We start from the raw sequence: 19,236 nt of genomic DNA, 5'->3' as shown, positions 1-19,236 counted from the left end.
GTTAGTATTTCATTCCTTTAACTTTTGCAGTTATACCCGCGTTGTTACCCTCAAATGGGCATAAATAAAAACTATAGCTATAATTTTTTGATGGTATTTGATATTTTGGTAAGGGTGCGGCAACATCGCTCCAGCTGTCATTTCCACCAACGCCCATCTGAATTAAATCTACATTTACAGTTAGGTAACCTGCGTCTTTCAGCTTATTGGTATGCTTGGCCTGTTGAATGTTTTCTTCTGTGTAAGGCCATGCGCTCATACTCAACAATGCATCTGCAACAAATAGTAAACCTGCTTTTTTTGTGGGATTGGAAAAGTACATCCATCTTACATCGGTACGGTTGCCATTTTCTTGAGGTACAGCGTAATTTTCCATAAAATCAACAATTGGTTTGCTAAAAATCCCGACATCCGTACCGTAATTTTTATCGATGTAGTTTTCCATTGGTCCCCTTCCATACCAACTGACCTTATCTAAACTTCTCAAAATACCCATTTGCATGCCTACTTTAGGGATATTGGGTAAACCAGGCTTTACCGTTAATTCATAATCTACTTTAATGTTGCCGGTACTTGAAATTGTATATCGAACTTGGACGGTTGCACTATCTTGAACGAAGCTGTATTTACTAACGATGACTGTACCTGAGCCAATTGCATTATCCAATTTAACTACGGAGGTGCCTAAAAACTTCAAATCGTTTTGATACCATTGTTTTAATTTCTTGTTCGATTTCCAACCTCTTTTATCGTTATCGGTTAAAGGGCGAGTAAAATGTGGCAACAAGGGAGCGAAAACTTGTTCAACCCCTTTCCATTTATATGAGGTAAGCGCTCCATTTTCTTTACTAATTTTAATCTCGAAGCTTTGGCCAGAAAATACTTCGAATGCTGCATTGGATGTAGATTTGGGAGGTGATATTTTAGCGGAAGACTCACCCTGCACCAAGCCGGTTAAAACAAACTGATTACTGGCCAACTCGAAGCCTTTAGGAGCCCAAAGTTCATCTTTTGCCAATACAAAATGAATGTCAGCCAAATATTCTGAACCGCTTAGCATTTTTGGTAAATAAGACCCAATGTTCAATACGGTATCTTTCCCTGCCGGAAGATTAATTTTAGGTAGCGATTTTTTGCTGATTACCAATCCATCTTTACGTACAATTAAGTACACCTCGTAGTTGTTTAGGTTTTTAACGGAATGTCGATTGATCATCTGAATCATCCCCTTTTTTGCATCTGTTAATGTACTTTCGGCACCTTGATACACGCGTTTGCACTCATACATGGCACCTTTTGGTGTTCCATCAGAATTTACTACGCCTTTGATGGTGAAATTATCAAAATATTTTTCTCCAAAATCGCCGCCATAGGCATAAAATGGAATACCTGCGCTATCGGTTTTTAAAATGCCTTGATCTTTAAATTCCCAAATGGCCCCTCCAATTATTCGTGGTGTAGAGCGGAAAACATCCCAAAAGTCTTTCATATTCCCCACCGAATTGCCCATGGCATGTGCATATTCTACAAAGAATATTGGGCGATGATCTCCATTTGCTTGCTCTGCCAACATTTTTGGGGTGTAGATACTTGGGTACATTCGGCTCACAATATCGATATAGGGCTCATCTTGTGGGTTTTGCAAACGGTGAGAATGATCGTTTGGTTTTAGGTAAGCTGGATTACTCGGATCCATATATCCTTCTAAACGTGGATTTCCCATTGCAGGCTCATAATGTCCTGGGCGGGTAATATCGAAATCGTGGATCCAAGCCGACATGGCTGCATGGTTTGGCCCTCTTCCACTTTCGTTGCCCAAACTCCAAATGATGATGCTCGGATGGTTTTTATCACGCATCACCATTCGGCTGCTGCGTTCTAAATAAGCGGCTGTCCATGTTGGATCGTTGCTTAATTTGCCACCCAAACCATGCGTTTCTAAATTGGCTTCATCGATAACCAAAATGCCAAACTCATCGCATAAATCGTATAAGTAGGGATCCATCGGGTAATGACTGGTGCGGATGCAATTGAAATTGAAGCGCTTTATGGTCAAAATATCTTGCAGAATATCCTCACGACTTAGTGCCTTGCCTTTGGTTGGGTGATGATCTGGGCGGTTAATTCCATATAGGTAGGTTTCCTTTCCATTGATTAATAACTTTCCATTGGTTTTGGAAAACTCAATACTTCTAAAGCCCACTTTACAGGTTTTAACTTCTAAAGTTCTGCCTAAACTATCTTCTAAAGAAATGGTTAAAGTATAAAGATTTGGCACTTCATCACTCCATTTTAAAGGATTTTTAATTTTTGCTTCGAGCAAACCAAATTTAACGTTATCTAATCGTGGCCAAATCTCGTTTATGATGCTTTCGGCACTACGTTCCAATGGCTTTGCAAGAACGTCTTTCCCCGATTGATTAAACAATGAAGCCTTGATTTTATAGCCTTTAATTTCCTTACCTGTTAGGTTTTCAATTCGCGGGCGGATGCTTAGAGTAGCATCCTGATAATCATCATCTAATCTGGTTTGCACAAAAAAATCTGCAATCCGCAGTTTAGGCTCGGCCAAGAGCATTACTTCGCGGTGGATACCGCTCAAGCGCCAATGATCTTGATCTTCTAGGAAGCTTCCGTCCGTCCAACGCATTACCTGAACCGATAAAATATTTTCTCCGTCCTGTAAATATGGTGTAATGTTAAATTCAGAGGAGAGGAAACTATCTTCTGCATAACCCAAAAACTTACCGTTTAACCAAACTTTGTATCCCGAACTTACGCCGCCAAAATGCAGGGTGATGTTCAGGTCTTTCCATTGGTTTGGAATAGAAAAAGTACGTTGATAACTTCCAACGCCATTATAATCCATTGGTGGATTTGGCGGATTAACAGGACGAAAGGGATAAACGGCACTTTTATAAATGGGTTTATCGTAGCCTTTCATTTCCCAATTTGAGGGTACCTCAATCTTTTTCCATCCACTAACGCGTGCTTTGTAGAAATCTTTAGGCGCATCAGCAGGTTTGAGTGCAAAGGAGAAATCCCAATCGCCATTTAACGAAAGCATTCGTGTTGACAAGTCTCTATTACCTGTTTTTGCATTTTCGATGCTGGTGAAAGAATAAGCCGTTGCTCTGGATGCATCCCGATTAATGCCACTAACCAATGGATCTTCCCATGGTTCTTTGTGGTATATTTCTGGAACCTTTTGAACGGCTGTAGGCGTTTTATCTACCAGTTGGGCGGAAACATGTGTGCTGAACAAGAAAAATACAATCCCTAACGCCAAAAATTGAATAGGTTTAATGGCGATTGGGCGACCACTCCCCTCATTAGAAAACTGTTTAAGTTCCCTCGCTTTAGTTGCGCTATGAAAATTCAATCTCCTCATCATTTCTTTACGTTAATAATTATAGATGAGGAACTTAAACCTTTTGCGGTGGCTGTGAGCTTTATGGTGCCTTCTTTTTCTTTTGCTTGTACAATCGCCAAACACAGACCGTGGAAAGCCTTGCGATAATTCGCTTTGAATGGCTCTAAGCTCGCCTGAAAACCATTATCAACGCCAGCAATGAAACCACTTCCTTCTATCTTAAAATTAACTAATTGGTCGGCATTGGGCACAAGATTACCCACAGCATCTAATACCCGAACGGTAACAAAAGATAAATCCTTTCCATCTGCCTTAATGTGATTTCGATCGGCAATTAATTGAATTTTGGCTGCTGGGCCAGCGGTTTTCACTTCAGTAACCAAAACCTCTTTCCCACCTTTGCGAGAGATTGCTTTTACCGTTCCTGGTTCATAATTAACATCCCATTGAACATGTAAATCTTCTCCTTGCTTGCTTTTTTTACCGAGCGATTTTCCATTCAAATAGAGCTCTACTTCATCGGCATTGTTGTAATACGCCCAAACCTGAACGGTTTTACCTTTTTCCCAATTCCAGTGCGGCAAAATGTGCAACACCGGCTTGTTCGTCCATTCACTTTGATATAGATAATAAGAATCTTTCGGGAAACCCGCTAAATCGACAATACCAAAATAAGAACTTCTTGCAGGCCATGGATATGGCAAAGGTTCACCTAAATAATCAAATCCCGTCCAAACAAAAATTCCAGATACATGATTGTATTTTTTTGCTTCCTTTAAAGTTTCTTCATGTGTAGATCCCCAATAGGCAGAAACATTATCGTACGCTGAAGCCGACCATTCTGCGTTGCCTTCCACAAACTTGGTTTTTCCATCGCGAGGCCATTTTCTGATGGTATCGGCGGTATCATAGAAACCTCTCGTTTCCAACGCTGAAGTCGTTTCGGTGGCTAAGAACTTAACATCAGGATAGTTTTTTGGAAAGTCTTTATAAAGTTTGTGGTTATAGTTTAGTCCGTAAACGTCCAAAGCATTGGCCTGATAAATAAAGTTTTTCTTTGCATTGGTTTCTGTCAATGCCGAAATAACTGGTCGACTTTGATCTAGATTTTTCACAATCGAAACAAGTTGTTTGGTTAGGGCAATGCCTGTGCTGTCAAACTGTTCGCGGATTTCGTTCCCGATGCTCCATAAAATAATAGAAGGATGGTTGCGATCGCGCTTAACCATATCTTCCAAATCTCTCTTATGCCATTCGGCGAAAGCTAGGTGATAATCATTTTTGGTCTTCTTCTTCGCCCACATGTCAAAAGCTTCGTCCATAACCAAGAAACCCATTTTATCACATAAGTCTAAAAACTCTGGAGCGGGTGGGTTGTGTGCGGTTCTAATGGCATTAACGCCCATTCCCTTCATAATTTCGAGCTGACGTTCCATTGCCCTAACGTTAATTGCAGCGCCTAAAGCACCTAAATCGTGGTGGAGACAAACCCCTTGAATTTTTAAATGTTCATCGTTTAAATAGAAGCCATATTTCGCATTAAACTGGGCATCTCGAATGCCGAATAAAGTCTCCTTTTCATCGATAACAAGCTTATTTTGAACAATTTGGGTAATTAACTTATACTGAGTAGGATTCGCTACTGACCAGAGCTTGGCTTTATCGATATGAACATCAGCAAAAACTGTTTTACCGCTGGTGTCTAAATCAAATTGTGGTGATTCTTTTTTGAGCACCAATTTTCCCTTAGCATCGTAAATGGTATTTATTACGATTATCTTCTGATGGCTTGCCCTTGCATTCATCAATCTGTTGCTGATTGAAAGCATGGCCGTACCTGTTCCTTCAGCAATATTCATCACCGTTGACTGCACATTCGTACCCCATTGCGCAACTGCTATTTTGGCGGTGGAGGTTAACCAAACATTTCTATAAATGCCTGATCCAGAATACCAACGCGAATCGGGTTGAGCAGAATTATCCACCTTAACGGCGATGGTATTTTTTCCTTGCTTTAGGTATTTACTAACTTCGTAAGAAAAGGAACTATAGCCGTATGGTCTTTTACCCAAATAGTAGCCGTTTATCCAAACTTCGCTGTTCTTGTAAATGCCATCAAATTCGATGTGAATTAATCTATCTTTAAAGTTAGCGGGTGCGATGAAGTTCTTTCTGTACCATCCAATTCCGGTTGGCAAGCCGCCACCTTCTGGCTTGGCGGGATTCTTTTCATCAAATTTCCCTTCTATACTCCAATCGTGGGGCAAGGTTAATTTTCGCCAAGTCAAATCGTTAAATGCAGGTTTTTGTGCACCAGATTTCTCTCCTAAAAAGAATTTCCAATCTTTGTTGAAGCTTAATCTGGTTCTAGGCTCGGCAACATTAATGGCTTTAGGATTTCGCTTTGCGTGCAATGTATAGTCGAAAGTAACCATCTTAACTTTTCCAACTGCCACAATAAAGGGCGAAGCCAGAAACGCCAAAAGCGCCATAACCAGAATTTTATATATCAATTTGAATCTGTTCATTTATTTGCTGGTATCTGCTTTAAAAACTACTTTACTCTTGCCTAAATCTTTCGAGGTTGCCACGGCAATACCCCGCTGATCTTGCTTATTTACAGCACAATAGAAATGATAAACTATGCCGTTGTGCTTCAGCACGAATGATTTATGGGCATATAACTCATCGTATTTTTCGGATGATTCTATCAAACTTTCACCGTTCCAATCTGTCCAGTTAACCAAATCTTTGGAAACAGCAAAACGATTAAATGCACCCTTGCGGTCTTGCCAAAATGCACCAAAGTAAAACATTACATAGTTGCCGTTGATTTTTTGGATTACTGCATCACCTGTTATGCCGACCGGATGTTGAACAACAGGATTTTTTTGATAGCGCTTCCACTCTACCATATTATCTGATACGGCCATGCCTATGCGTTCGTACCATCTTGTTTTTTTATTGTTGACTAACGAATCGCCTACGGCATTGTAATACATCACAAAACGATGGCCTGTTAAATTTTCTTTGTCTTCTATTACTGTGCTTTTGAAAAGCTTGTTTCTATTTTCCCACCACCTTACATCGGCATCGGCTGACGTTAAAACAGGTTTTGGCAACCTTGTCCATTCTTGTACCGAAGAGGGCTCTTTTTTGGTGTATGCCATTCCGATGGATAAAGGTTCAGTTTCATACCCTTTTTCCTTGCCTCCAAAATAAGACATCCAATATTTCCCATCAAATTGAGCAAGCGCATAGTTACCGCCCCATTCTGTATTTTGTAGCGCATTGTATCCTGCTTTTTGATTATCGTCCCAAAGTCCTGCATCACTGAAGGATAGCAGCTTGCCCTGATTTACCCAATGCAATAGATCACTACTTTTAGCCAAGCATGTTTCGTAGCCACGTCCGCTGTAAACAAAGTAAGTCATATACCAAAATTTGCCTTTTCTGAAAACTGTTGGGCAATCCATTTTATGTTCAACATCCTCAGGTACCATCACCAAACCATATTTAAAAGGCGTTTTTACTTGCTCGTAAATCGCATTCATTTCTGCTTGAGGTACTGACTTGGCTTTTTGGGCACTTAGGTTTAATGTAAAACAGGAGAGTAAAATGCACAGGCCAATACATTTTTTTACGGGTGCTGTCAATAGTGTGGTATAGCCCTCCACTACTTGAAGAAAGTCGTTAAGCGGCTTGCCAAAGGTCAAATTTGAATGTATTATCCGCTTTCTCATTGGTATTGAACATTAAATTTGTAATAGCCAGAGCCGATGGACAATTTTGCCTTGCCATTTTCATTACCTAGCTTGGTGAAAGATGCATTTTGCGCTTCGGTGATTGTTCCTTTTGCAAGGGCTGGGAAATAAACTAGTGCGTTGGTATTTGCGGGAATATTAACTTCCAAAATAAAGACCTTACTGCCTTTCTGCCAAGTTGATGAAATTTCACCATAAGGCGAATCATAACGCACATTTGCAGATGTTAAATCGCCCACCACTTCTGGCTGGATGATGATTTGCTTAAAGGCAGTAGAATTATCTGCTTGACGAATGCCACCAACACCGCTGTAAAACCATTCCATTAAATGCCCGAGCATAAAATGATTGTTTGAAACGCTTGGCAGAGCCGCCCAACTTTCGGTTAATGCGGTTGCGCCTTTGGCAATTTGCATTCCATAACCTGGAACATCCGAACGGCTATTCATGTCGAAAATTACCTCAGAGTAACCTGCATCTTCCAATACCCGCAAAACATATCTATAGCCAATATCGCCAGCAGTTAAACCGTTATGGTTAGCGCTAATGTTCTTCACCAAATTCGCAATAACCTCATTTTTATCTTGTTCTGCTACTAAACCCATGTAAACGGCCATTGCATTGGCTGTTTGACTTCCTGTGGCATATTGTTTGGTTTTTTGGTCAAAGAATTTATCATTGAACGATTGCCGAACTTTAATGGCTAAGGTGGCATATTCCTGCGCATCAGCCTTTTTTCCCAATTGTAAGGCAATTTCTTCCATAATTTTTAAATCATAAAAATAGATTGCTGTGCCTGTTACACCCATTGGGGTAAGTTGAGAAACACCCGGTGCTTTCGGCCCTAAATCGTACCAGTCGCCCAATCCCTGTGTTAAAATATGGTTATTGGCTTTGGTTTTTAAATAGCTGATGTAGCGTTGCATCATGGGATAATAGGTCATGATTGCATCTTGATCGCCATACCATTGATACAAATACCAGGACATCAAAATACTGCTGCTGCCCCATTCTGGCGAATCTCGAAACATATCTCCACCCCATTCAAACTTCACATATTCTGGTGCAATTTCGGGGATTAAACCGCTTTCAGTTTGCGAGTTTTGCATATCACGCAGCACCTTTTTAAACAAAGGGGCCACATCATAATTGTACCTTACCGAACTGCCCATGAGGTGCAATTCTTCTAACCAACCGAGCTTTTCTCGGTGTGGGCAATCGGTAAACACGCTTACCATATTGCTTTTAATGGCCCAATTAATTAACGAGAAAGTTTTGTTGAATAATTCGCTTGAGCTGGTAAAGTTGCCTACTGTTTTTGCGGCGTTGCGCATGTGGAGGCTTCTGAGTTCTTGAATCACAGGGGAGTTGGAACTTTCCTGCCCCATTGGGACGGCTCCTTTTACTTGTAGATACCTAAAACCCGTGTACGTAAAACGTGGACGCCAGCTTTCTATCCCATTTCCTTTTAATATGTAGGTAAAGTATGATGGACTACCCATATTCTTCTGTGTTACGCTTCCATCTTCTTTCAGCAATTCTGCTGGTGTGATGCGAACGGTATCGCCTTTCTTTCCCTTAACGGATAAGGCCATAATTGCAGAAGCATTTTGGCCAAAGTCGTAAACCCAATCACCATTAGCCAATTTCCGAATCGCTTTTGGCTCAAAGTTTTCGAATATTTTAACCGGCTCGGCACTTTGTGCCTGTACCTTTGGACCATCCACTAGCAAGGCGGATTTCCAATGCTGATCGTTAAAACCTGACATGTTCCAACCATTTTGCTCTAAATTGCCATTGTAATCTTCACCACCATAAATACTTGAAAAAGTAATCGGTGATGGTGCCACTTTCCAGCTTTGATTACTCACAATGTTGGCCACTGAGCCGTCTTGATATTCTATCGCCAACCTGCAAATCATTTTTTGATAACCAAATGCAACCTTTAATTTCCGATAGCGACCCGTAACGGACGGAATGTTGTAAAATCCATTGCCAAGCATTACACCGATGGCGTTTGCTCCTTTTTTGATTTGCTTGGTTAAATCAAAAGCAACGTACAAGGCTTCTTTATCATATTTTGTCCAACCTGGATCTAAAAAATGATTACCGATTTTTTCGCCATTTAAACTCAATTCGAAATGCCCCAAGCCAGACATAAAAATAGTGGCCTTTTTTATCATTTTGGATACCCTAAACCCTTTTCTGAACATTGGCAAAATAGGGTTGTATTTATGTGTATCCTTCTGACCGTCAACAGGAAGGACATTGATGTTGGAATCGGCAATTTTTTCAAACGCTATCCATTTTGCACCCTTCCAATCTTCTTTATTTAATAAACCCATTTGCCAGAAAGAAATTTCGCTTTTGGCTGCAATTCCATGACTGCTCCAACTCTCTACCCGCCAATAATAGGTTTTAAGGGATGATAGTTTTGAACCTGAATATTTAATTTGAATGGATTGATCTGAATTAACTTTTTTCGAATCCCAAACCGTACCGAAACCTTTTTTTATGCTATTCAAATCGTCGGACACCAATATCCGATAGGCAGTTTGTACCACGTTGTTTTGATTGGATTGAATTTTCCAACTCAAAATTGGCGAAACATGATCGATGCCTATTGGGTTTGTTCTATAATCGCAGGTTAAATCAACAATTTTTAGTTGTTGCGCAAAAACAGGAATGCTCAAGAGGTAAAGCCCAAAGAAGATTACAAGTTTGCTCATTTTACACATAGCCTCAGGCTAATTAAATCGCTTTGCGATTATAGGTTAATTTTATACTTGGTTATTAGCACTTATAGTTAGAAACAAATGCATTTTATTTCTAAATTAAGCTTTCTTAGCGAAGCCAAGAAAACACACAAGCACTAATTCAAATATAAATGTTTTTTTTAAATATGAAAACTTTAATATTGCATTAATATTTGCGAGGGCTTCTAAACAAAAAATAAGAAAGCATTTTGTATGTTTGAATTTGTAAAAAAAACGATACAGCACCAACTAACCAAATGAAAGAAAAAGAATCAAAGTATCAAGCGCCTGCTTTAGATAAAGGCTTAGATATATTAGAGTATTTATCGGCCCAATCTATCCCTCTTTCGCAAACTGAAATTGCCATCGGAATTGATAAAAGTCCGAATGAAATTTACAGAATGTTGATGAGCTTAGAAAGTCGTGGATACATTTTAAGAGATGAAGTTTCTGGTAAGTATCGTTTATCGTTAAAGCTGTTTTATCTGTCGCACAGGCACTCCCCAATTGATGAGTTGCGTAAAGCAGCGCAATTTCCGTTGGAAGAGCTTGCAAACACCATTCGCCAATCTTGCCACCTCAGTATTTTGTACATGAATCAAGTAATGGTGATTATTCATGCAAAAAGTCCGGGGCCAATTGCGTTATCTATCGAGGAAGGCAATTTATTCCCTTTGCCCCTAACGGCGTCTGGTAAAGTTTTGCTTGCTTACATGCCAGAGAGTGAAAGAACCAATACCTTAAGAAACAACGCCATTTTTAAAAAATATTCCAAACCACAGCAAGACGATTTTTTAAGTTCATTAATTAACATACAACAAACAGGCGCCTATTTAAAAAATAGTGATTCAGTTTCTGGCGTAACAGATATCTCTGTACCGATTGGGATTGATAACAACAATGGAATCATCGCCTGTTTAACCATTTCTATGCTGAGCGCGCTAAATGTCAATGAGCCAATCGAAAACGATGTCATTTTAGCTGAAGCAAACAAATGCGTAAAGAAAATTGAACAACGTATTGGGGTTTAATGTACAGGCCCGATCAATTATAGTTTAACGTCTTCTGTATTCAAGATATAAATCAATACCAAAATAGGTTGTAGGCCCAAGTTTTTGAATCACTCTATACCATAAAGCGAAATCCCTTAAACCTTAGGCGGTGTATTTTATGCTATAATTTTTCCCTTTTTCAATTTTTACTTCATAAAAGCCTTTAGTAAGTGCTTTAATCTCTACACCTTTGGCAATAGGCTTGGTTTTGCTTTGAATTTTTAAAGTCCCTGTGCCTGTGGCAGATGACACTCTAATTTCCTTTTTACTGCAATAGATTGAAATGTCGCCATTGGAAGTGGGTACTTTACCTTCCATCCACTCTAAGCCGCCCAAATTGGGCTCTATGGTATAGCTTTCGTAGCCGGGCGCGGTAGGTTTTACGCCCAAATAATATTTACCCAAGAGGTAAATCGGGCTTGCACCCCAGGCATGGCAAAGGCTCTTGCCAAAAGGACGACCATACATAGCTAAATGTTCTGCCCCTTTCTTATCTGGATTGTATTCTTCCCAAAAAGAGGTGGCACCCAAGGCGAGCATTCCACCCCAATAAGTTTTCATTTCTTTTAGAACGTAGCTTTGTTCGCCCATGGCGCACAAGGCTTCTAACTCGTAAAAGCGCATGTAGGGCGTGGTAATTTTAGCGATGTTGTTGTTTAATAGCACATTCTTTTTTACGGCTAACTTTTGCTCTGGTGTAAAGTAATCGAAGAAAATCCCGAACATATTTGCATAACGCGTTACATTATCGGTTTGCTGGTTATTAATTCTACTGTGTACCAAGGCACTTTTATTCTGGTTCCAGTATAACTCAAAAATCTTGTCTTTTAATGCTTTGGCTTGCTGATTGTATTTGCTTGCCCCTTCTGCATCGTTAGCGAGTTTGGCACATAAAGCCATGGTTTCTAAACTGCGTGCGTACAGCAATTGCTCAAAACTTACCTCTCCATCTTTACTCAATTTATCCGCCCAATCAATAAAAATCCAATCTCCAGGCATCCATTCCAACAATCCATTCTTGTTTTTACGGCCATCGATGTAAGCCATGAGCGATTGCATTCTCGGATATATATCCTGCACAAATTTTTGGTCGCCAGTGTATTTGTAGTAGTCGTAAATCCCTAAAAACCAGTAGAAGGAATAATCCATTATGGTATTGATGTGTGCGGTTACCGGGTCTTTACCACGTTGGGCGAGTAAGGTTCTTTTAACCGTGGGTGCATCAAAAAACGAATAATAATTCATCAAATAGCTCTGGTAGGCATCTCCACTCCATACCCAACGATCGCGTTTTATGCCATCTATAAAAAACTCTCTGGTGTTCAGGTGGAAGGTATATTTTGCCACATCGTAAATTTTATTCAGCTCGGTGTCCGATGATCTAAAACTACCACGCTCGGTAACAGGTGCGTATTCATACAACATCGAGATGGAATCTGCCGAAACGCCATTTTCTGGCTGAAAATTTACATATCGGAATGCCTTGGAGAGTGGCATCACCGAATCTCTTTTGGCAGATAAGTCGATATCCAGCGCATCTAAAGTTTCGCACTTCTCAGTAGATAGCGCTTCTTCTCTTGATTCTCCGTAGTAAATATTCAATTTCCCTTTTCCTTTTAAACCATGAATTTTGATGAATCCGAAAGTTTCTTTCCCAAAATCGGAAAGGTAGCCATTGTTAATGTTCGCTTTATTAATGGCCGAAAGTGGCACCGTTGGTAGTTTAAATTGCGATGGCAAGATTTGAGGATCGGTCATATTCCAAGAACCTGCGGATAGGAATGTTGTGCCCGATTTATCAGAAGTTTTACCGCTGGCATCAATCCATTCTTTGTCTTCAAAAGTGCTTAGCCAAGTTTCATCCGAAACGATTGTTTTACCTTGAACAAAAATTGCCGGTACATGGGCTTGGTTATACACCTTTAAGCTTAATTTATGTTTTCCTGCTGGAATTTGAATGGTTTTGGGGAAGCCAGAAATGGCCTGTCCATCAATTTTAACATTGTATGTACCCTCAACAAACAGTTTAACCGCTTCGGCCTGAGCGAGATTAAATTCTTTATGAAAATCTACCAAAACATAGTGGCTATCCATCTTCCAGAAAACAGGAAAGAAAGATCCTCGCTCCGTTCGCCTATTTTGCATCACATTGCTCATGTAAATATCAAAGTCGCCAGGATACCAAATCCATGATGCCTTTTGGGCAAAAGTTGGAAATGCAGAATACAGGAAAACTGAGATTAAAAGTATTTTTTCTAGCTTTTTCATATTGATGGGTATGATTTAGTTATAATTGATGTGTAATGTCATCGATTGAACTTAGTTTATAAATTAATTTTAATGGCCATTGAAGATTAGGTAAAGCACAATCATCACCACTGCTAGCGCTATCCAAGAAACCCAAACCCTTGTTGTGGGCTTTTCAATGTTGGATTGATGTTCTTCGTTAATGGTGTAAATGCTTGGTGTTCTATCCAATACTGAAATAAGTACGGCAATAAGCATCAATACCGAAAAAATGATGAAAGAAAGTATTAAATAATGTGGCCAAAAAGGATAATTACTTGGTGCCAAAATCCACAGATAAGTTACACCTGTTCCTAAACTTAATATGGAGCCGATTGATAGCGTGAAGTTTACGGCCTTTCTGGTGGTTCTTTTCCAAAAAACAGTTAACAAAAATACAACTGAAAGCGGTGGTGCAATAAAGCCTAAAACGGATTGAAATACATCAAATAAATTTAAGCCTTTGATGTTATCGATCGCCAAAACAACGATTACTGCAAACACACAACCTGCTACAACAGCCCATCTGCCAATGCGTATAATTTGTTTGTTGCCGGCTTGTGGGTTAATTTTCTTCACATAAATATCCATTGTAAAAACGGTGCTTAATGAGTTTAGTGATGAACCGATTGTACCAACCAAAACTGCAATGAGTACAACGATAACCAAACCATTCATTCCTGGCGGAAATAGGCTGGTAACCATCGTCATGTAGGCTTCATTAGGGTCTTTCAAATTTGGAAAAAGCACGTAGCAAATAATTCCTGTACCGATAAACAAGGGCAGGGAAAGTATTTTTAACCAGCCAATAAAGCTTACACCCAATTGACCTTGCTCTAAATTCTTAGCCCCTAAAACGGACTGAACCATAGATTGATCGGTACAGAAAAAGGCAACTGCGGCAACAGGATAGCCCAATAATATGGCGTACCACGGGTATTTTGGATCGCTGGCGGGTTGAATTAAGTTCCAAAAATGAGGTGGTGTTTTGGCATACAGTGCAGAAATACCACCTACTTTATGCAAACCCAGAAACATCAGGGCGAGTGAAACGGCAATCAGCAAAATCATCTGAAAAACGTTTACCTTAGCTATGGTTTTTAAGCCACCGAAAAAAGTAAATAAACCTGCAAAGGCCACCAATACCGTTACCGATTGCCACATCGGGATGCCCAAGATTTGTCGAACTAAAAAGCCGCCTGCAAATAAACCTAAGGATAGCCAGGAGATTAAAATTTTGACCAAGGCATACCAAGCCAGAATGTTTTGAGTAGAGTCGCCGTAACGATTGCCCATAAATTCAGGCATCGTGCTTACTTTGGCAGCGAGGTATTTTGGTGCAAAAACAATTGCAAGCAAAAATAAAAATACGAAGGCATACCAATCAAAATTTACTGCGACAATACCAGTGCTGTAGCCAATGCTGGCAAAGGCCAGAAGCATTGACGGACCAACGTTTGTGCCCCACATGTTAAAGCCAATGCTCGACCAATTCAAAGATTTGTTTGCGAGAAACAAGCTCTCATCTTTATTCTTCTTGTTCGAAAAACTAGATCGGTAACCAATAATGACTAAAATGATGAGGTACGCGATTACGATGAGGTAATCTAATCCAGTTAATCGTTCTACAATGTTTCCCATTAATTTATTTGGTTAGTAATTTGTTGGCTAGATTGCCTTTATTATATTTTTTCCTTTTCCCTCTCACTGTTCTTCAACCCAGCTACCGTCAGTCCACACACCACACTTACGAAAGGCCGAAAGCCTTCAGTTGATGGTACGTGCGGACACGTACCATGGCCACAAAGTGAAGATCATCCGCCTCGGCACGTGTCACCACGTACCGAAAATCATGCTTAAACCACTGTTTGGTAACTCGCCTATCAACCAGCCGTTATAAGCCGATCGACTCCCTCGTGATGTTATTAACCTTCAAAATCTCATCAATTTTTACAGGTAAACCTGTTTCCATTGATTTATCCATTGCCTGTAAAAGTGCAACCGTACCAATTCCCTCTTTCAAATCTGGGTAAGCGGTAAATCTATTATTGATGCTATCGGCAAAATAATCCAGATAGTTTTGGTACTCGCCTGCATGGTGACTTTGCCCTTCGAAACGGAAATAATGTTTTAGTGTCGCATCGCCCCAAGTAATTATTTTCTCTTCGCCTGTTTTGGTGGTTACAGAATAACGCAATTCATGGTAATCGGCCTGACTGGCGCCTTCGGTTCCGCGGAGAATACAACTCATGCCACTATCTCGACTTGCAGGTTGGGTTGGTCCTGTATATGCGCCACTTACTCTAGCAATTTTGCCATCTTTAGCTTTGAAAATGAAATGCATGGTATCTTGATTTTTCAATCCGGCTTTTAAACCGTTGCTGCTTAACATCCCATAACCCATTACCTCTTCAATGTCAGGCATATACCAACGAACAAAATCAACAGGGTGACTTAAGCCGCCATACAACCATTTGAACGATTGTTTCAGCGACCAACCTTTTTCTAAAAACCAGCGATGATCGGCATGGTAATAACTTTCGATGGTAATCAGTTCACCAATCAAACCTTTATCAAAATCCTTTTTTTGGCGCATGGCAGGCTCAAAGAAGCGTGAGCTTTGACCCACGAAAATTTTTTTTCTCGATTTTTTTGCTAACTCAAGGAGTTCGTTTGCTTGCGCTAAATCATCGATAAAAGGTTTGGTACAAACCACATGTTTGCCATGTTGCAAAGCCAGTTTAATGTGTTCGAAATGCAAATGATCTGGTGTGTAAATCGCAATCATATCGATTTTATCACTCCTAAGCATATCTTCGTAATTGGTTGTCCAATTTTGGAAATCGAACTCCAAGGCACGTTCTTCACACAGCTTTTTATTGGCATCGCAAATTTGAATGAGCTTAAATTTCTTGCTCGCCAATGATGCAGAAATGGTGCTTCTGCCCTCTCCTAAACCTAAAATCCCTAATCTTAACATGATGTTATTTTTCTAAGCGTTATTGTTGTTGTTATGGAGCATTGCAGCGAAAAACTATTTTTATTTTCGGAATGCTGGATAACAGATTTTTTATCTATTCTATCGGTTTAAAGAACACCCAAACCTCGTCTTTTTTTGTGCCCTCAATCCCCTCTTGGTATTTTTTCATTATGGCATTCCAATCATCCACTCTTGGGTTATTCTGGGTGGTTTTTGGATTCAAATCATCCAACTTTTTTCCTTTAGGTATGCTGATAATCAACATCAATTGCCTGTCTTTCTTAAAAATGGCTAAACGCTGAAATTCTGCATTGCAAAAACCCTTTGAAATTTCGGGCCATTTTTCAAACTGTGTTGCATGGTACTCCAAATATTCTTGCTGCATTTTTTCATCTTTCACCAAATTGGCCGACAGTATGATGTTATCCCATTGCTCAACTGCTTTGTCTCCACAGATTTTCGCTCTATTGAAATCGTAAAAAATATGGTCGTAAAGCTTGATTTCAGATGCGTTAAAACGTTTCAACGTTTGCTGCAAGCTTTCTACTTTTAAGCCGGAGGTGTATATAACCAATCGATTGCTCCATATGTAGAGCTCACTTTTCAGGAGGTTATTTTCTTTTGCGAAACTTTCTAACACCTTGCTTTCTGGCAGATTATCTGATTTAAAAATCAATTCGAACACTACTGATTGATCCTTTGCCTGATTAATTGCTCGTTTGGAATGAACCGCCCTTTCGTTCAACAAATATTTAAAGCTCTTTTGCAGGCCAGCGTTTTCTTTAATTTTTAGATTAACCTTCGGACCATTATTCTCCCATAAATTATCAGGTCCATTGGCATTTTGAAGATACTTTTCTGCTGGTGTCCAATTGTTTTTGATGGTGAAATCAGACGATCCTTCATCGGTGTATAGATAAAACCAATGATCTGGAAGATGAGCAAACGGCGCCTTGTAAATGCTATCAATCGTATTTTCTGTTATAAAAGATGCTGGCTGTGCAGATAAGGTGTAAATACCCGCCACATCATACATGTGCTTACCGTAATGGTGAATTTTGTTTGCGCTGATGATATTGTTCTTCATCGCATTTTGTGTTTTGGTCCAGCCCCAACCCATACTGATGCCCGTGTAAGAAACATCACTAATTTCATTATGCAAAATTTTTATTCCCCTAACGTAGCCTGCACCTATGCCCACTGCTCCCCAATCTTCATTCGTAACATCGGTAATGAGGTTATTTTCAATCGCATTGTTGGAAGAGATTTCTCTTTCATCGGATGGATTGTAGGGTATGTGAACTTCAGTCGCTTCATCAGAGAAAGTGCCAATCAAAATGGCCGATCCGCCGATGTCTTTAAACAAGTTACCTTCAATTTGATTGTCAAATGTACCTTTGTGATAATCTAAACCCGTTGATGCAAGGTGCATAAAGCGGCAGGATTTGAATGAGGTGTAATTTGCGTAGTTTACTTCAACCGCCGAGGCCGGTCTGCCCACCCAAGCCTGATTTTCTAAGGTTGGTTTATCTGCTGTGCCTGGGCTTGTTAATTTATAGGCATCGAGCATATACATGCCCGCTTGGTGAGGCACATGGCCCTGTTGAGCGGGTCGTAACCAAGTCGAATGCTCAAAAGCAAGCCCTTTAATGTTTACGTAAGCTACCTGACGATCGATTGTGCCTTCAATTTTTAATAGGTTTTCTAAAACCGGGGCAACCACATCAGCCTTCAACATGTTTTCTGTTGTCTTTGGCCAATAATAAAGTTTATGGTTTTGCAAATCTTCGTACCATTCTCCTGCCTCGTTTAAGAATTGAATGGCATTGGTGAGATAAAAAGCCGAATTACCTGTTTTTTCAGATATCCATGGTGCTGGCCAAGGGTGTTCTGATTGGATTCTACTTTCGGGCTGCATGAAAGCGAGTTCAGCTGTGTTTCCAACAACTTTAACCGATTTAACACGCAGATTGGCAATTGCCCACCATTGATGGATGAGCATTTCCATACCTTTAATCTTTTCCAAATTGATATTTTGTTGGAGCGGTATTTTACAAGTTTGCTTTGCACTATTCCATGCAATAATCCGCCCCATCGCATCGCCATTATAATTTTTTGCCCTTGTTGCCTTGTTTCCATTAATCCAAAGCTGGCGGAATACCAAATCACGCCCATCAAAGTTTGGCACATCTGCAACCCAAACTTTCCCAATTGCGTTTTTGGGCAAGCCAGGTATAGCACGGGTGAGTTTCCTCCATCTTTTAATTTGCACACCACCACTTAAAATTACATTCTCCCTAGCGATAATTTCTGTAGGGCTATCTTTCGTACCAGAATCTTCTGGCCGAAGCACAACAGATTCATTCAATTGATAAACACCTTGTGCCATAAATATCTTAATTCCACCTTTTATAGATGGATCGTTCAAACGCCTTAACTCTCTGGCTTTTCTAATGGCAGAATGGAGTGTGGCCAAAGGCTTTTCTTTTGTGCCTATGTTCTGGTCTGAACCTTTTAAGGATACATAAATATCTACTGCAGAAGCATGAAAATAAAATAAGCACAAAAAAACGACCAGTGATGAAATGGCTTTAAACTTTCTAAATGGTGAGGCGTGTTTCTTATTGTTTCGTGGGGACATGAACCAAGGCAAGGGAACAACGAACCAAGCCAACGGAAACACGAACCAAGGCAATGATAAAAATTGAACCAATAGTGAAACTGGTCTAAACTTGTTGAATTGTTCGGACGTGAAGAAGTATGTCCTATGGTTTCGTGGGGACACGAACCAAGGCAAGGGAACGACAAACCAAGGCAAGGGAACAACGAACCAAGCCAACGGAAACACGAACCAAGGCAACGATAAAAATTGAACCAATAATGAAACTGGTCTAAACTTGTTGAATTGTTCGGACGTGAAGAAGTATGCCCTATCGCCTCGTGGAGATGCAATCCATGACAAGTAAGAAATCAACCAAGGCGAACGAAACATCTGCATATCAGAATAGTGCTTAAATCCAATCAT

Annotated in this window: 9 protein-coding genes; 1 reads left to right on the top strand and 8 read right to left on the bottom strand. The window is 40.0% G+C overall.

Annotation, left to right across the window (positions count from 1 at the left end; translation table 11 throughout):
* Window position 1: 1 nt before the first annotated feature.
* Genes DHW03_RS03010 through DHW03_RS02995 form a run of 4 tightly spaced genes read right to left on the bottom strand, consistent with a single transcriptional unit; the run spans window position 2 to window position 9,866 of the window.
* On the bottom strand, window positions 2–3,394 hold the full coding sequence (locus DHW03_RS03010; protein WP_240618456.1) for a glycoside hydrolase family 2 TIM barrel-domain containing protein: 3,393 nt from the start codon (window positions 3,392–3,394) through the stop codon (window positions 2–4).
* The gene (locus tag DHW03_RS03005; protein ID WP_240618455.1) at window positions 3,391–5,901 is read right to left on the bottom strand and encodes a glycoside hydrolase family 2 TIM barrel-domain containing protein; all 2,511 of its coding nucleotides are present in this window, start codon (window positions 5,899–5,901) and stop codon (window positions 3,391–3,393) included. Before DHW03_RS03005 ends, DHW03_RS03010 begins: the two co-directional genes overlap by 4 nt.
* Window positions 5,902–7,116, bottom strand: a complete 1,215-nt coding sequence (locus tag DHW03_RS03000) for a glycoside hydrolase family protein (protein ID WP_240618454.1) — start codon at window positions 7,114–7,116, stop codon at window positions 5,902–5,904.
* Window positions 7,113–9,866, bottom strand: a complete 2,754-nt coding sequence (locus DHW03_RS02995) for a family 78 glycoside hydrolase catalytic domain (RefSeq protein ID WP_109924249.1) — start codon at window positions 9,864–9,866, stop codon at window positions 7,113–7,115. Before DHW03_RS02995 ends, DHW03_RS03000 begins: the two co-directional genes overlap by 4 nt.
* A gap of 284 nt (window positions 9,867–10,150) precedes the next feature.
* On the opposite strand from DHW03_RS02995, the gene DHW03_RS02990 reads away from it, so the two are divergent.
* Window positions 10,151–10,924, top strand: a complete 774-nt coding sequence (locus tag DHW03_RS02990; protein ID WP_109924248.1) for an IclR family transcriptional regulator — start codon at window positions 10,151–10,153, stop codon at window positions 10,922–10,924.
* 123 nt (window positions 10,925–11,047) lie between these two features.
* On the opposite strand, the gene DHW03_RS02985 is transcribed toward DHW03_RS02990, so the two are convergent.
* The 4 genes from DHW03_RS02985 to DHW03_RS02970 form a co-directional block, all read right to left on the bottom strand.
* On the bottom strand, window positions 11,048–13,213 hold the full coding sequence (locus tag DHW03_RS02985) for an alpha-L-rhamnosidase-related protein (RefSeq protein WP_109924247.1): 2,166 nt from the start codon (window positions 13,211–13,213) through the stop codon (window positions 11,048–11,050).
* Between the two features lie 69 nt (window positions 13,214–13,282).
* The gene (locus tag DHW03_RS02980) at window positions 13,283–14,872 is read right to left on the bottom strand and encodes a sodium:solute symporter family transporter (RefSeq protein ID WP_109924246.1); all 1,590 of its coding nucleotides are present in this window, start codon (window positions 14,870–14,872) and stop codon (window positions 13,283–13,285) included.
* A gap of 253 nt (window positions 14,873–15,125) precedes the next feature.
* Window positions 15,126–16,211 (bottom strand): Gfo/Idh/MocA family protein, encoded by a 1,086-nt coding sequence (locus tag DHW03_RS02975; protein WP_109924245.1) that lies wholly within the window; start codon window positions 16,209–16,211, stop codon window positions 15,126–15,128.
* 94 nt (window positions 16,212–16,305) lie between these two features.
* Window positions 16,306–19,236: a right-handed parallel beta-helix repeat-containing protein gene (locus DHW03_RS02970; protein ID WP_240618453.1), complete on the bottom strand. Its 2,931-nt coding sequence runs from the start codon at window positions 19,234–19,236 to the stop codon at window positions 16,306–16,308.

The organism is Pedobacter yonginensis (assembly GCF_003173595.1).
In the GTDB taxonomy this organism is placed as follows: Bacteria; Bacteroidota; Bacteroidia; order Sphingobacteriales; family Sphingobacteriaceae; genus Pedobacter; species Pedobacter yonginense.
The sequence above is the reverse complement of the archived record's forward strand: the minus strand, read 5'-3'. Positions and strand labels throughout refer to the sequence as shown.